Annotated in this window: 13 protein-coding genes and 2 pseudogenes; 4 read left to right on the top strand and 11 right to left on the bottom strand. The window is 57.4% G+C overall.

Features of this window, described 5'->3' with window-relative positions; genetic code table 11:
• A pseudogene (locus BGN91_RS16460) lies at nucleotides 1-256 on the top strand (peptidase M15); the annotation flags it as partial.
• Nucleotides 257-313: 57 nt separating this feature from the next.
• Here the strand turns inward: BGN91_RS16460 and BGN91_RS16455 are convergent.
• The 11 genes and pseudogenes from BGN91_RS16455 to exbB all read right to left on the bottom strand — a co-directional run bounded on the left by BGN91_RS16455 (nucleotide 314) and on the right by exbB (nucleotide 11990).
• The gene (locus BGN91_RS16455) at nucleotides 314-1777 is read right to left on the bottom strand and encodes a CHAD domain-containing protein (protein ID WP_292615012.1); all 1464 of its coding nucleotides are present in this window, start codon (nucleotides 1775-1777) and stop codon (nucleotides 314-316) included.
• A 367-nt stretch (nucleotides 1778-2144) separates the two neighbouring features.
• The gene (locus BGN91_RS16450; protein ID WP_292615009.1) at nucleotides 2145-2996 is read right to left on the bottom strand and encodes a hypothetical protein; all 852 of its coding nucleotides are present in this window, start codon (nucleotides 2994-2996) and stop codon (nucleotides 2145-2147) included.
• A 74-nt stretch (nucleotides 2997-3070) separates the two neighbouring features.
• Complete coding sequence (locus tag BGN91_RS16445; protein ID WP_292615007.1) at nucleotides 3071-4099, bottom strand: hypothetical protein; 1029 nt, start codon at nucleotides 4097-4099, stop codon at nucleotides 3071-3073.
• 51 nt (nucleotides 4100-4150) lie between these two features.
• The gene (locus BGN91_RS16440; protein ID WP_292615006.1) at nucleotides 4151-4621 is read right to left on the bottom strand and encodes an adenylyltransferase/cytidyltransferase family protein; all 471 of its coding nucleotides are present in this window, start codon (nucleotides 4619-4621) and stop codon (nucleotides 4151-4153) included.
• Nucleotides 4618-5715: a LicD family protein gene (locus tag BGN91_RS16435; RefSeq protein WP_292615005.1), complete on the bottom strand. Its 1098-nt coding sequence runs from the start codon at nucleotides 5713-5715 to the stop codon at nucleotides 4618-4620. The genes BGN91_RS16440 and BGN91_RS16435 overlap by 4 nt, the downstream gene beginning before the upstream one ends.
• Nucleotides 5716-5767: 52 nt before the next feature.
• On the bottom strand, nucleotides 5768-7096 hold the full coding sequence (locus tag BGN91_RS16430) for a glycosyltransferase (protein WP_292615003.1): 1329 nt from the start codon (nucleotides 7094-7096) through the stop codon (nucleotides 5768-5770).
• Nucleotides 7093-8634, bottom strand: a complete 1542-nt coding sequence (locus BGN91_RS16425; RefSeq protein ID WP_292615001.1) for a glycosyltransferase — start codon at nucleotides 8632-8634, stop codon at nucleotides 7093-7095. The genes BGN91_RS16430 and BGN91_RS16425 overlap by 4 nt, the downstream gene beginning before the upstream one ends.
• Before the next feature lie 21 nt (nucleotides 8635-8655).
• Nucleotides 8656-9177 (bottom strand): hypothetical protein, encoded by a 522-nt coding sequence (locus tag BGN91_RS16420; RefSeq protein WP_292615000.1) that lies wholly within the window; start codon nucleotides 9175-9177, stop codon nucleotides 8656-8658.
• A 409-nt stretch (nucleotides 9178-9586) separates the two neighbouring features.
• Nucleotides 9587-10390, bottom strand: coding sequence for a TonB family protein (locus BGN91_RS16415; protein ID WP_292614998.1), 804 nt, complete (start codon nucleotides 10388-10390; stop codon nucleotides 9587-9589).
• A pseudogene (exbD, locus tag BGN91_RS16410) lies at nucleotides 10387-10871 on the bottom strand (TonB system transport protein ExbD). The gene BGN91_RS16415 and the pseudogene exbD overlap by 4 nt, the downstream one beginning before the upstream one ends.
• Before the next feature lie 6 nt (nucleotides 10872-10877).
• On the bottom strand, nucleotides 10878-11990 hold the full coding sequence (exbB, locus tag BGN91_RS16405) for a tonB-system energizer ExbB (protein ID WP_292614996.1): 1113 nt from the start codon (nucleotides 11988-11990) through the stop codon (nucleotides 10878-10880).
• A 366-nt stretch (nucleotides 11991-12356) separates the two neighbouring features.
• On the opposite strand from exbB, the gene BGN91_RS16400 reads away from it, so the two are divergent.
• The 3 genes from BGN91_RS16400 to BGN91_RS16390 are packed head-to-tail and all read left to right on the top strand — an operon-like array spanning nucleotide 12357 to nucleotide 15573.
• On the top strand, nucleotides 12357-14516 hold the full coding sequence (locus BGN91_RS16400) for a TonB-dependent siderophore receptor (protein ID WP_292614993.1): 2160 nt from the start codon (nucleotides 12357-12359) through the stop codon (nucleotides 14514-14516).
• Nucleotides 14513-15373 (top strand): substrate-binding domain-containing protein, encoded by an 861-nt coding sequence (locus BGN91_RS16395; RefSeq protein ID WP_292614991.1) that lies wholly within the window; start codon nucleotides 14513-14515, stop codon nucleotides 15371-15373. Before BGN91_RS16400 ends, BGN91_RS16395 begins: the two co-directional genes overlap by 4 nt.
• Nucleotides 15374-15432: 59 nt before the next feature.
• Complete coding sequence (locus tag BGN91_RS16390; RefSeq protein WP_292614989.1) at nucleotides 15433-15573, top strand: hypothetical protein; 141 nt, start codon at nucleotides 15433-15435, stop codon at nucleotides 15571-15573.
• The last annotated feature ends 350 nt before the right edge of the window (nucleotides 15574-15923 follow it).

Genomic DNA, 15923 nt, shown 5'->3' with positions numbered 1-15923 from the left:
GGAGAAGCTCTGGAAGTGGGTTGATGCGCACGGGAAGGAGTTCGGTATCGGGCGGCCCTATCTCGGCAGGGACCCGCCGCATGTCGCGCCGGTCGACGGTGCCGAATATGCGAAGCACAATCGCGGTGCCCCACACGTGGCATCGAGCGCGAAGAAGAGCGGCGCGAAGAAAGGGAAGCGCGTGGCTTCCCCCGACCGCTCACGCCTGACGAAGCGACCGAGAACCGTCGCCGTCGCAAAGCTGAAAACAAACTGAGCGGCTCGAGGCCGGTATCAAATCATCGCCAATCGAAGTTTGTCGGAGACGTTGACCTCATTGCCAGAAAGGCGTGATTTTAAGCAGCGTTTTGTATTGTCGCTCGGCTTTTTTCAGCAGGCGCTTGCGATTATGAATTCCGAACCTTACTTGCCGTAAATCCAGATCTTTCAAAAGTGCGGGGACGACGGTGAGATCGTTAAGGTCGCCGAGACTGTCCAGCAACGCTTCGATAGCTCGGCCGAATGCCTTGCGGCGCTGCTTTGCATCCCTGCTCGGAAACAGCGTCTCGAAGAACTCGGCCGCATAGCGCAGCTTTTTGGCTTCGATGCGAACACGATGGCGGGCATGGTCGTCGAGGTGGACGAGACCTCGACCGCGCCGTTCGAATCGCCTCAGGGACCGTTCGAGTATACGCACAGCACTCTGTGCGATCGGTCTATTGCATCGCGAGCGATTTTTAGGGTGCGTCAGCCACGGCCCGATGGATAGCCATTCAGCCAGTTCGAGCATCAGCTTGCGCCACCGTGGGCTGTCGAGAGATGCGCGGGCCTGTGCATATGCATGTCGCCGTGCGGCGAGCAGTGCTTTCGGAACGGGTCGACTCTCAAGACCCGCAATCAAGACGTCGATGTTCCGCGCCATACCGAGCGCGGTCGCCATCCATTTGATGTCGGTGCGAAGCGCTTCGTATCGCTCATCGGTCAGCATTTTTCTGAATAACGTGATTACGGATCGCAGTCTTCTGAGAGCGACGCGCGTCTGGTGCAGGGCGCCCGCATCATCGTGTCTCGAAAGTATCGTTTCGTTCAGACGGAAATGGCGGATGCATGATTGTGCGATGGCTTGCAGTGCCTTCGCGGAAGTCATTTCCGTCATCAAAAGGACAGGATCAGCCTTGATCGCCTGCACTTTGGCCGAGCGCGCAAGGTTGTAACCGCGCTCGGCTTTGCTCAGAACGCCGAGCCGTACGGGAACGACCGCATTAATCTCTTGCGCCAGCTTGAATAAAAGCGCGGGATCTCCTCGTTTGAGTTCAATCTCCACTTCGCAGAGGGGCTGTTTGCGGCGACCGGCCCGGATCTCCCCTTGGTCGAACGATACCTCGATGAAATTGTCACGCTCGATCGCTTCAAACAGATACCTGTGCACCACGGTCCGGAAGACAGGGTGGAGATCAGCTAATGCGGATTCGGGAACAAAGTTTTCGAGGAAGGCGCTTTCGCGATCAAGAAGCGGCACATTGCTCTTGATGTCACGTTCCCACTCCGGTCTCGTAAAAAGGCCTGCCGTCGCTTCGCCGGCGGCCTTTAAAGTCTGGATCCGTCGTTTGCCGATGTGGCGGATGCGCAGTGAGAAACGCGCTTTGCGAAGGTGCTGCTCGGCCGTATCGAAATAAACCGAATCGAGCGCCTGCGCCTGATCGCGCTTCAGCGATTTCCGCAAAAATCGCTGAATCTTGGTTGCGTTCTCGGAATCGAGTTCAAGTTTTAATTCGATCTCGAGTTGCTGGTCGGCCAATCCGTTCAACCTTCACGCCTCCCGCGCCACGCCATCCGTTTGGCTAGCGAGATCCCGCCATCTCTCGTCAAGCGTTCACGACACATCCAGCCCGGATATTGCGGGTTCGCCGAACCCTAGTCGTGAACGAACTATCATGGAACGAGAGTAATTTTAGGCGACCCATTTTGCGAGTCCCGAGATGAGCCAGACCATCGAGATCATTCCCGGCGATGGCGGCGATGAGCCCCTGTGTCTGGAGACTGAAACCCGCGTTTTTGCGATCTTGTCACGCGGCGGCTGAAACGGCGCGACGCCAGCCGAAGCCGGTGCGGTTGCCGGCCGTTCTTTCATGCTTGTGACCTATGGCACTCCTGGCCAGGATAATCTAAATCCGTCTACCCTCCCGAACGCCGAATTCCAGGTAATGGCAAGCGGCACATAAGTCAGTCATCCGGGTCAGATCGGCATGCTTTTTCCGATAAGAGCTACCGTCAAACCCGTCGGGTAGGCTACCGAGAGAATATGAACTGTAGAAATTGACCCCGGCATTCAGAAATTCTTTCTCACGGCATAGCGAAATATCCTGACCATGAAAATAGACGTCGGCCAAATCCGCCAAGCGCTTCATTCCTTCGCGCTGGCGGTTATCGACTTGCATGCCGGGCGTTTTCCATCTGACGCTTATACCCAGCACGTCCAGCTCGGACGTTGCGTAACGAGCGAAGTCATAAGCTTCATCTGAATAGGGATCCGAATCGTAGTGCTTCCAGAGAGCGACCACGGCTTTCCGAACCTTGAACGGACGACACAGATCAACCCACTCACGGTGATAGACCTGATAGTAGAGCCGGTTCAGAAGAGAACCATGGTTGTTTGCCAGGAATTGCAGAAAGCCGGGAAATTGGAAATCCGGGAACTTTGCGTCGATGACTATTTTTGTATCCGGTAGAATTTCCAGAAGTCGCTCGACCATCTTGAACGTGACAGGGTTGAATTTCCCCAACACACGGAGTCTCTGAAACTCGTTTCCGGTTATCGAGGCGAATGTCTTTTCAATCCCATAGAATCTCTTCTCCGTCTCGTCGTGAGCGAATGCGAAGCCATCGGCCAGCTTGACGCAATCGAGTTCGATCTGCCGTTCGCCAGCGGCGAGCGAAGTAAGGACGGCTTCGATCGAATTGGTTTGCACATGCCCATCTATCTGGCCTCCGCCATGGATGATTGTCTTCCCGGCCATTGCGCGTCATCCTTCAACGTGAGTCAGCGATTGTCCTCGCCGGCCAGCGCCTGTGAGAGATTGCGTCGTCTGCTTCATTTTGCGCCAGAATGGGACCGCCTGGCATAGTACAGGGCCAGACCGGTGAGACTCTCGGGGTCGGTGTCCGGCAAGGCATGTGTTGGGCGTGGCGTCCACGATTGAATGATCGCCTGTTGCGGACGAAGCCTATATTCCTGCTCGAACAACTCGATATGGCTCTTCGCGCTATCGATCCACTCCTTGTCGGTGCGGTCATTCGGCATGCCATTGTAGATAATGCCTATATTTTCCACGAGCCTCTCTGCGCGCAAGCTCTCCAACTGATCGAAGAAGCGTCGCGCGGCGGATACCTGCGGCGGACCGGCTGCGAACGGCACGTCCAACTGCATGAACGAGAGGCTTGATCCCAATCGCTCGCGAAGCCCGCGAAGCCATTGTCGTGTCTCATTCTGCCATTCCGGCTGATATGCGACGCCGCTCGGTTCGACATCTCCGATCCGCACCATCGGAAATGCTTCACGATACGCTTGAAGCACCGGCATCACGAGATCGATCACCTGTTCGACCGAGAGGCGGCAGCCCGGCTGCTTGCCGGGTCGTCCTTTATAATAGCGCCCGAACCAAAGCGGCTCGTCCATGGCGACATAGGCGATCGATCCTCCGGCGCTCTTGATCTTTCTCGAAATCATCTTCGCGCGGGCCGTCGTCGAGTAACCTTCTACCCCGGGTCCACCGCATGCCGGTTTGATCGCCTTCGGGCTGTTCATGACTCCGGCCTCGACCGCGATCGAAATATGACGCTCATTCAGGTTCTTTACGATCTTGTCGACCTGGTCTTGAGGAGCGTGTTCCAGATATGAGCCGTAGAGCTTGAAGACAGCGATAACATGCGCTGCATTCCGCCACGGAGCGTCAGCATCGAACATATCAAGGAAATCGACGGCACGATTCAGCGGAGAGGGCGGAACGGAAGCTTGAGGCGCGATCCAGATTTCGGTCGCCGACAGGCTGCCCAGGCCAGCCGTGAAGAGCAGCAGGTGGATTGAAATTATTGATCGAAGGAAACGACGTTGCTTCCTCATTTCACATCCGACGATCAGAATGGCTCCAAACACCGCGCCTGGGTGAAGTGCTTAATACTTGTCGAGCTGCGCGCGCAGGTGATCGACCTTGTTCTTCATCGAAGCGATGGTATCACTATCGATTTTCCTCAGATAGCCTTTGATGTCGGTGGTGGAAACATTTGAGGTTCGGCTCACATATGTAACGATGCAACCAGTCTCATTGGACAGATGATCGAATTTTCCGACCCAATCGTCTCCCATGGCGAATATTCTGATTTCGTGTTTTCGAATGTCGCTTGATTTTTGCTCCCATGTGTTTTCGGGTATCACCAGATCGACATATTTGCAGCTTGAAAGGATCTCAGCTCTCTCGTTATATCGGATGACTGATTTCTTTCCCTTGATTTCGTTGAATTCATCAGTGGAGCATCCAACGATCAAGCGATCTCCGAGACTGCGCAGGCGTTGCAGCAGGCGAACGTGGCCGACGTGAAACAAATCGAAGGTTCCGTAAGTGATGACGTTGGTGACGCTGGTCATGCTGAACGACTCCGCCGTGAGTTCGACGTCACGTCGCCGGCGAGCAGACAATGCTCGTAAATGTGACGAACGCCAGAGTCGGAGAATTGTACGCTGTCGATAAAGCGTCGGAGGTGGACTGCTCGTTTCGCCTCTTTCTCGCTGCTGATCAGGACATCCAGTTTTACACCCGGGAATAGGCGCTTGAGATCTAGCGCCCAAAAACTCTGGTCCGCTCCGGTCAGGGTGACCTGGCCCGGACCATCTTCGCAGATCATCTTTGAAATAAAATCGAAGTTTGCACCGGCTGGCGCCTCGTACTGCCGTCTTGCTTCCGGAACGAATTCGGCAAGTCGTGCGCGGCTTACACTCGGTGGCAGGCCTCTCACTCTGGTGGACAGCAGGGCATCATAGTCGAATTCGAACTTTTCCCAGTCCGACCCCATCAGCTTGAGCGAAACCTTATCATGCGAATGAACGACGATATTTGAGGCAACGTTGCCGTACTCGTGCCAAATGTCGTCTTCGTAATTACTGAAGACCCGAGCGCGAAACGAATCCAGATGAACGAAAGTGCCCGGCCTGACCCACGTCTCGGGAATCTGCTTTGTGTGGTACATGCCCCAGTTGGACAGGTTCCTTATGAAGCCGGCTGCATCGACTCTCGTATAGAAGACATCGACCTGCGCCCACGGAACCACGACGGGTATTCCATCGGCAAGCTCGATAGGGGCGCGGCGCGAATTCGCGTCCTGCTGCAGCGCCAGGATGTGGTATCCGCCGCCGGTATAGGGCGCCGCCACGGGCCAGCAAACGTAACCGCAGTCTCGCAGAAACGGCAAGACCACGGTCTCGAACAGTTTGATCTGGTCTTCGAAGATGATGACATCCAAATCGTCGTTCCACGGCGGCATCCGGCCGTTACGGACGTAGCCGACGATTGCGCCCGCAAACAAAAAATATTCGAGTTTGTGGCGTTCGAAGACACGCAGCACCTGTTTGTAGATCTCCCTGGATCCATCGGTTAGCTGCTCGTATTTTGCATTGGATATCCCCGCTATCGACGTGCGAATTGCCGGGAGCGAACTGTCGAATAAGGGTGTTGCTAGATTCACTTGTGAACTCGCTTCCTCATACTCGCCAAGATAATTTCATGCGTCCATTGCCTTAGAGCCGTGCCCCTTGAACCTGCCGGTGGCCGTAAGCCGCGTGCCCGGACGTACTGAGTGAATATTCCTTCCAAAGGCTCAGATGAGCGTCCAACATCTCGTCTTCGGTCCACGGTTGTTCGATGGACCGGTTTGTTGCGATCCATTGTTGCTCGTTCCCGACCAGTTTCAACAGGAGTTCGGCCAGTGATCGGCCGTCTCGCGGCGGGAAGGTGAACCCGTTTTTCTGTGGAATCACTCTTTCCTTCAAACCCGCAATTGAAGAGGCGATGACTGGCCGACCGAACATCCATGCTTCAGAGACAACGAGACCGAAAATCTCCCACCACGTTGAAGGAACGATGACCCAATCAACCGATGCCATCCTTTCAGCGAGTTGATCGCGCGCGTATGCGCCGTTTTCGCGCAGGGTAATCTTGCCGGATTTGGAACTACGCAACTCTTCTACCTGTTGATTGATCTTATCCAGATAGGGGCCGGATGCGTAATGCTTATTGCCGCCGTTTATCTCGACCACAATGCCCGCCGCCGGGAGCCGTTGCTCTCTTGCGAGCAGCAACAAGGCCTCCAGTATGACATCCACGCCCTTGTTGTCGATGAATTGGCCGAAGAAGCCAAAGCGATTGACTTGTCGAGAATGATGGCTGCGATCGAACGCGGTGCCCAGGTTCGTCTGGCCGTTTGGTATGACGACGCACTTTTCTTCTGGCAGTCCCCATTCCACGTAGCGGTCGGCAATGAACTCTGACGGAAAGACGAAAACGTCGCATTCCGCGAGAGCTGTCTTCAGGCGCGCCGATCGCAGCGTAACAAACTCCGGACGAAGATCCGGAAAACATTTGTTGCATGAGACCGGAGAAGACGATCGGCATAGATCGCGAGAGCCGCGCTTCACCATCTGACCGTCAGCCATGCAGATGGCCATCATTTCATGGAACGTAAAACAGATGACGGCGTCCGGCGCAGCAATCCTGGCCGCACGGATCGATTCCACTCCCACGCGATGATAATGATGAAAGTGAATGACGTCAGGTTTGATCCGCTCGATCAGTTCGCGAAAAAACTGGATCGAGCGCCAATCTCCGACTGAAAGGTGCAGGAAGTCATAATATTGCGGGAAGTAGAAGTACTGCCGCTCTTCCCCCTGGACGGGAACGATGGGCGCGCCGGGTTTGCCGTAGATCTGATCGTGATTGGCCTCGAGCGCAGCGATAAAGTACGCGTCGTGTCCCTGCTTCAGGCTGGCTTGAAACATCTCAAACGCCACCTGTTGAGCTCCACCAGGTGCCACCGAGGGATGAAGGTAGCTAACGTAGATTACTTTCATGGCGTTCCCCGGCCGGTCTTGGCGAGATGCTTGTCGAAATAGTCGCCATGTTCAGCCGTGAAAAAGTAGCGGTTGGCCATGGAAGCACCGCGATACTCTTCACCTCGGGCACGAGAGCCCTGTCCTTCCAGATGCACAAGGCGAATTTGCGGGTGAATGCAAACAGGTCCGTTTGAGGCGCTCCAGCGCAGCGACAAATCGGCGTCTTCGTAGTGGCCATAGATGTAGCGCGTAGAAAATCCGCCGAGTTTTTCGAACATCGGCTTTTCAAAGCCCATCACCGCGCCTGTGATCGCCGGCACTGCCTTCGGCTTCTGCCATTCCCGTTCGGAGAAAGGTACGCCCTTGTCGAAATGTTCGACGCGCAACAAACGGCCGGATGGTGCGAGCAGGGAATCGTCGGTCCGGTTAAGAGAATTGCGACGTACGAACGAATCGTTGTCGATGAACATACCCGAATGCATGAGATTGTGATCGTCGTAGAACAGCAACCCGCCCCAGAGTGTTTTTCCTAACTTGGCCTCAGCCAGCACTTGCTGCATCTGCCGGGCATAGGCGGGAACCGCGTATACATCGGGATTGATGATGAAAATACGGTTGCTGGCCGCGTGGTCGATAGCGACATTGTTCGCCGCGCCGAAGCCTGCATTGTCTCCCAAAACGATGACGGTAATCATCACGTCATATAGGTCTGACATGAGGCGTGCGTATCGCAACACCTCGTCGGCGTCCTCTGGCGAATTGCAGACGTAGATCCACTCGCCGAAGTCGATTCCAGCCGCCCGGAACAACAGTGGCTGGAGCTTGATCGGCTCGGTAGAGCCAAACAATACCGTCACGAACGAGCTTGATACCTTGCGTGGCCTGAATCGCTCGACGTATGAGCTGGAAACGGCTGACGCCACGTGAGACCGAAAAAGCTGGATCAGGGCCTGTCCCGAAGCTCCACAGAGAAAGCCATTCAGGGCCGCCTGTTTTCCGGAATGAGATTCGCACGTGGCGATGATTTGCAACAACGTATTTAGAACACGCTTGTCGGACACGATCTCAGGGGTAACTTTTGTCTGAAAGGTGCCGGCGAGCGAAGCGACTTGAAACAGCAGCGACTGCTTCAAGAGAGTCTTCGAAGGAGATTGCCCAAAGGCAACAAACCCGTAGTCGTAAGCGCCGTCCCGGACATGCTGCTCGACATCCTTCCGTGCCTGCCGGAAACTTGCCGTTCGTGGCAGATCGATCGTGAACTCTCCACCGATAAGCTTCATTCGCGGAGTTTCGCAACCTTCATCGGCTAGCCAGCCGATGATCAGGCAAAATCCCGATTCCGACACGAGGTAGCGTTCGACCGAGCAGGCCACGGCCCCGGTTTCCCGGCGAATGGTTGAATGCTTGTTTTCGTCAATGCCGAACCGCAGATAATGATCAAGCGCGCTAACTGCTTCACCCGAAGTCAACGCGGTGCGCGCATTCGGATTGGATTCGAGATACCGGGACTCGTCAAAATTACGGATAGCGACAGGAAGCAATGGCACTTCTAACATGGTCGTCCCTCAATTAAAGGTTCAGCGGGGCGGTGCGGGGAGCGCCAGCCCGCGGTATCCACGCCTGACAAAATCGTCGTGCACGTGTTTCTCCTCGACATCCTGCGGAACACACATGTAGCGGCGCACATACCACTTGGTGTCGACGCCGGGCTTGGACGGCAATCTGCCTTCGGCGTATCCGAAGTTTTCGAAGTGCTCCGCAGCGCTGGTGACCTTGCCCTCAAGCATCGCCTGCGCAACGTCGGGATAAGTCTCGAGATACCATTCGCTGTCTACGATCGGTCGGGAGCCGAGACGCCCCTCAAGGTATCCTACCGCTCTAAAGTGCGCCCAGCCGGACGGAAACCGAGTGCTGCTGACTGCAGCGGCAATGTCGGGGTAAGTTGTGAGATACCAGTCTTCGTCGAAATCCCATGAGGAGATGTACAAGTCGAGAAGCCCTGTCAGTATTTTCCGAGGAAGCCTGACTTCATCGGCATCGGTCTTGAATTGATCAGGCAAATCACCAAAGGCGACCCGGGGATGCGGGATATTCACCATTCGACGTCGTCCTCATTAGAATTCCTCGATGTGGGTCGCAGCTCCGCTTAAATGTGCGGAAAAATTTTAAGTAACGACTCTTGACGTGCTTCTTCCCCTTTGTCGGCAATGGTGAAATTCGGCATGTTATTCGACTGGTGTCATCGATAATTCACACAAGCTGTTTTTCCGTTCACAAAATAGAAGTGCTTTGATTACAATCCGAACCTCGATGCAGCGTTCAATGCCCGTGAATTAGCTGGTCGTGACCATCGGGCCGCGCCGCAAACCTCATTGAGGAAGCGCGGCGCGCTGCGGATAGAGCGTTTCAATCGTGGATCGATCCGCCGCGACCTTGGCAGTTATCGGCGAATGTCTCGCATCGTGACGAATTGATTCTTGGCGGTCGCCATTCGGATCAGCCACCGGCTCATCTGTTGAACCTGATTGGGACGGCGAGGGTGATGGAGTGGCCGCCGATGTTGGGCGGCGGGGCGGGGAGGGGGCTGGCGCGGCGCGGCAGCGACGCTGCTTCGGTATCGAGCGCGGAGTCACCGGCCGAGCGCACCAGCCGCGCCGACAGCACGCGGCCCGAACGGTCGATGGTGAAGGCGACGGTGGCGACGCCGGCGCCGGCCGCGCCCGGAGGAAAGCGCTTGTAGCGGTTGAGGTGCGCCATCAGCGCGCCCTTCCAGGAGGCCGGCGACATCGACGAGGCCATGCCCTCGGCCGGCGCCGCGGCGCGGTCGGCGCGCTGCGCCTGCGAGCTCGGCGGCGCGGTGGTGCGCGGCGCGGCCTTCTGCTTTTTCTTTTTCGGCCTGGGCTTCGGCTTCGGCTCTAGCTTCGGCGGCAGCACCACCTCCGCCTTCTCCACCTTCGGTTGCTCCGGCGGCTTGATCTCGGTCTCCACCGGCTTGATGTCGGGCTCGGGCTCGACCTTCTCCTCGACCGGCTTCTCCGGCTCGACCTGATCCTCGGCCTCCTCCATCTGCGGCCCCGGCGCGATGTCCTGCTGCGGCACCTCGGGCGCGACCGCAAGCGGGGCCAGCTCCATCATGATCGCAGCCGGCGGATCGCCCGCAGCCTCCGCGGGCTGCGGCCAGTTCAGCGCCAGCCAGATGCCGCCGGCATGCAGCGCGACCACGGCGACGCCTGCCGCGGTCCAGCGCAGCACCGATGCCGTGGTGAGCGCGCCGTCGGCCCGCCCGTCCGGATCGCGCCAGTCGATCTTCATGGCTGCGTCGCCGCCACGGGCGCGCCGCCGGAGGAGGCCTCGCCTGGCGCCTGGGCCTGTCCGGTATCCTCAAGGCCGACCAGCGCGATCTTGAGATAGCCGGCGGCCCGCAGCAGGTTCATCACCTTCATCAGCTCGTTGTAGGCGCCACCGTCCCGTCGGCGCGCAGGAACACGCGCTGCTCGCGGTCGTTGCCGGTCTGCCGATCCAGCATCGCCTGCAGCGTGGCGCGCGGCGCCTCCTCGTTGCCGAGCGCAAGCGTCAGGTCCTGCTTCACGGTGAGGAACACCGGCTTGTCCGGCCGCGGCTGCGGCTGCGCGTTCGACACCGGCAGGTCGACCGCGATATCGACCGTCGACAACGGCGCGGCCACCATGAAGATGATGAGCAGCACCAGCATCACGTCGATGAACGGGGTGACGTTGATCTCGCTGAGCTCGTCGATGCCGCCGTCCTGCGGGTTCTTGAGCGATACCGCCATGGCGCATCACTCCGCGGCGGAACGGCCGCGCTCCAGCGGCACCACGGAGGAGACCAGTCCGCGTTCCTGGCGCTCCAGGTCGCGCGAGACGTGCTGGATGATCTCGCCGGAGGCGTCCGACAAAAGCGCCCGGTAGCTCGCCAGCGCGCGGGCGAACACGTTGTAGATGATCACCGCCGGGATCGCGGCGACAAGCCCGAGCGCGGTCGCCAGCAGCGCCTCGGCGATGCCCGGCGCCACCACGGCGAGGTTGGTGGTCTTCGACTGCGAGATGCCGATGAAAGAATTCATAATGCCCCACACCGTGCCGAACAGGCCGACGAACGGCGCGGTCGCCCCGATGGTCGCCAGAAGTCCGGTGCCGCGGGCGATGTCGCGCCCCGCTTTGGCCTCGATCCGCGACAACGCGATCGCCAGCCGCTCCTTGATGCCCTCCGCCGACAGGTCGTTCGAGCGCCGCAGTTCGTGCTCCGCCGCCGCCATCAGATCGGACACCGGGCCCTTGCCGGTCCATCCCTCCGCGATCCCGGCGCGCGCCGCCCCGAGACTGTCGGCGCGCATCAGCTTGCGCACGCAGCTCTGCGCCCGCCGCCGCGACGCCACAAGCTCAACGCCCCGCGCCAGCCAGATCGTCCACGTCACCAGCGAGGCGAAGGCAAGCCCGATCATCACCGCCTTCACCACCACGTCCGCCTGCACGAACATCCCCCACGGCGACAGATCGCGCGGAAGCGAGGACGAAGCCGAGGCGGACGGCGTTGAGACAGATGCGGACGGAGATGGAGCCGGCGAGGCGCCTGTTTCAGTCGAGTCAGACGCAGGCGACGAGTCAGACGACAATGCGGGCGACGACCCCGGCAAGGCAGCGCCATCAGAAACAGGCGACGCAGACGATTGAGATGGGGTTTGGGCGATGGAGGTCGGTATATCGTTTGGCGATGGCGGAACAGACGGTTGCGAAATGGAAGGCTTGGACAGTGCTGATGGATGCGCCTCTTGTGCCTGAACGAGCGGGATCGCTCCAAAAATGGTGCTGGTCAGTGTCAGCACCGCTACGAACCGAACCATTGTTCTTCTCACCGATGCCTGGTGGTGGCTCATTGTTCTTTCGTCGCGCATCCGTGGCCTCCTTTCGTCAGGTCACCGCTTTGGCGGTGTTCGGGGCTGTGCGCTGAGGCCGCTTTATCCGGTGAATCGGAATCGCAACGATCATGCTCGTTCGTGATCGCGAGCGGCGTCGGCCGTGCGGCGCGAGTATTGTCAAAGACAAGCTCTGTCAAAGCGAGACAGGGAACTGCACCGAAAACCGTCGGCGAAAAGAACCACTCCCATCTCGAAGAGCAGTGCGACGCCGATATCGGTGCCGCTCCATACTCGCTTGCGAGTCCCGTCTCCGCGGCGCTGATCGCATCAAAAGCCCAGGCACTGTGACATTTTATCCCTATTCAATATCTTCGATATATATAACTGTATATAACAATATTCGTGGCCGAGGAAGCCCAGATGCCGTCCGATCGTCGCCACAAGCGCTACTGTTTTCGCAGCCTACCGTCATTGTTGATTCCAGTAGTGTTGTGTGGGAGCGCATCGGCTCAGGAGATCGTGCTTCCGACGATCGATGTTCGAAGCGACGCGACGCAAACGTCCGATGTGACTCCTGATTATAAGGTCAACCGGGTGGAACTCGGGCCGCTGGGAAAGAAGCCGCTGATCGACACGCCCTTCTCGGTCAATACCATTTCAGAAGGATTCGCCGAGAATCAGCAGATCCAAAGCGTGCGTGAAGCATTCCGCTTCATCCCTTCAGTCCAAGGCGAGAACATTCGCCCGCAGACGCGCGGCCTTCAGGCGAGCGTTGTGCAAAACACCCGCATCGATGGACTGAATATTGCCGCCACAACCGACTATCCGATCGAGGAATTCCAGCGAATTGATGTGTTGAACGGCCTTGCCGGGGCACTGTTCGGCCCGGCTCAACCGGGAGGAACCTTCAACTACATCATGAAACGTCCGACTGCCGAACCGTTGCAACGTTTCACTGGAGGCTATCTTTCGACAGGCCAATGGCTCGCGCACATGGATCTCGGCGGATTTACCGATTCAGAGCATCGCCTGGGCTATCGATTGAACCTTCTCGATCAGGATGGCACGAGCTATGTCGACAACAGTCGACTGCAGCGCCAGCTCGCCAGCTTCGGCGGCGATATTCACCTCAGCCCCGATACGGTTCTCGAGACGAATGCGAGTATCTATCATTACAAGACGGAGGGATTTCCCGGCACGTTCGCCGTCGCAAAGAACGTTCTTTTTCCAGCGGCCGTTGACCCGACAAAGGTCGGTTACGGCCAACCATGGGGAGGAGACGACAATGTGACTTCTTTTCTGAGTGGCCGCATCAAGCACGACATTAACGAGAACTGGAGTTTTTCCGTCGGAGTGTCGCGCAATGTCAGCGACCGCGCCTCCACCGTTCCGACAAATACAATCACGAACAACGCCGGGAACTACGTAACGACGGCAGCAACGACGACTTATAGTCTTGATACAGTCGATAGTAATCAAGCTGTTCTGAACGGGCATTTTGCGACGGGATCGATCAAGCACGATCTGATTCTCGCCACGAATGGTTTCCTGTGGGATCGCTACACGCCGTTCCAGAAAGGCGCGATCACGGTTGGAAGAGCCAGTCTTGGCGATCCAGCGGTTTTCAGCGAGCCGAACTTTCCGGATTTCAAGGATCGCTACCGATCCGTGTATACCTTCCAGCAGTCTGTTACGGTGGGTGACACCATCGCTCTCAGTGATCAATGGTCGGTGTTGGGCGCAGTCAGCAACAGCTGGATCGATACCTCCAACTACAACAGCGTTGGCAGCCTCACGGGCGGATATAATGCCAACGGATGGAGTCCGCTCGGCAGCGTAATGTTCAAGCCGCGTGAGAACGTGACGACCTACTTCACCTATGCGAACAGCTTGCAGCAAGGCGATAACGCGCCGGCCGGTACGGTCAATCAGGGCGAGAACCTAGCCCCTTTTCGAAGCGATCAATATGAGCTAGGCGCCAAGGTCGATTTCGGACGATTCAACCTGAATGCCGCGCTTTACAGAATCGAACGGCCCTACGCATACACCGGCACAGACAACGTTTTCTCCGTGAAGGGAACGCAGATCAACCGCGGGATCGAACTGATGGCTTCGGGCGCCATTAGTGATGAATGGACAGTATTCGGCGGGATGACCTTCATCGACCCTCGACTCTACAATACAGGATCGTCTCAAACCGACGGCCGTCGTATCCTGGGCTTGTCGCAGTTCGTCATGAACTGTTTGGTCGAATATCATGTTCCTGCCATTCAAGGGCTGACGTTTACCGCGAACGTCAACTACGCGACCAACAGGCCAACGGACTATGCGAACACATCGTACGCTTCGGGTTACACCGTGCTCGATCTCGGCATGCGCTACGCACAACTCGTTGCGAACAAGCGAGTCACGTTCAGGTTCGATGTCTTCAATGTCGCGGACCTTCATTATTGGGCCAATGTGACGCCGGCCGCGCAGAATGGATATAATGCGACCGGTTCAGCGACCGGTACTCTGGGCGCACCGCGCACTATCCGTGCTTCATTGCAGGTCGAGCTATGAAGACGCGCACTATCGCAGCCGCATGCGCGAGCCTCTTCGCTCTGGCGGCGATGGCCGTCACATGCCGCTCGGAAGCGCAGGAGGAGACGGCACCGCTTCGGGTTTACGCGGCCGGAAGCACGCGCGGAGTTCTCGCCGCAATTGCAGACGATTATACCAAGGCGACGGGTCAAAGATTCGAGCTCACGTTCGGCCCGGCAGGTCTGCTCCTGAACAGGATCCAGAAGGATGGCGGCGCGGATATTTATGTTTCTGCCAACATGGCGCATCCGGAGCGCCTTTTCGTCGATGGCGCCGGCACGCGTCCGATCATTTTTGCGAGAAATCGGCTATGCGTGACAGGCCGTGCGGAACTTGGCCTCACTCGGGACACGCTTCTCGACAAACTACTTGAACGGTCCATAAAGATCGGCACTTCAACGCCCGGCGCGGATCCGGGAGGTGATTATGCCTGGCAATTCTTCGATCGAGCGGAGATGGTGCGCAGCGGCGCAAAGGACGCGCTCATCAGAAACGCGCATCAGTTGGTCGGAGGGCCAGCGAGTCCTAAATTGCCAGCAGGCGAAACGGCGATACATTATTTCTTTACACGGCACGAGGCTGATGTCTTCATCGGCTATTGCAGTTCGCATACAAAAATCCGCGCCGAAACTGAAAAGGCGTCGGATCTGCCGATCACCCGCGTTGAAGTGCCTGCGCCGCTCGCAATGCCTATCAACTACGGTCTGACGGTACTGACGCCGATCAAGGAAGCGCACCGCAGGGAAGCTGCCTTTCGCTTCGCGCTTTATTTGATGTCACCGGATGCCCAGCGGCGTCTTCCGGAGTATGGCTTCCTGGCTGGCGGCGGGCCTTAGCACCGATCCCGCTCGTGCGGGGTTGTCGCCGATGAGACATCCGTTCAGGACCAAATGCGATGGACATTGCGCGTCGCGCCGAACTGATGCTCGCTTACCGTAACTTATCTCAAATCCAGAAAGAAACCGGCTACCTGGATATCAGAACGGCATCAGCAAAACACGAATGCGAGAAAGATAAAAAGCTCAATTTATTTTGACCTTATTTGATGCCGGCCACGACTTTGGTTGGTCTATGTTCGACGTCGAAAGTTACCCTAACAACAGACAGGGCTTGTAAGCGGACGGAATTGATAGTTGAAGGTTTGCGATGGAAATTGGTCGAGATTTCAGCGAATGCCCCATTTCCCAGAGACGACAATTGCTTCTGAAATTGTGCTTAGTGAGCGTTCCCGATGTGTTCTTGTCAAGTGACCCCCTCCCAATTAGTCTCTCCTCCACTTAGGGTTCCGCTACTGGAACTTGGCGGCTATTTTTTGGAAAATTTGAACTTTTTCCCGGAAAGCCCGACTAACCAGTTTGCGGGTGAGAGGCGAAGAAAGCGGCCCTT

This window comes from Nitrobacter sp. 62-13, assembly GCF_001896955.1.
Taxonomy (GTDB): Bacteria; Pseudomonadota; Alphaproteobacteria; order Rhizobiales; family Xanthobacteraceae; genus Nitrobacter.
Note: the sequence above shows the minus strand (reverse complement) of the source record. Positions and strands in the feature narration are given on the sequence as shown.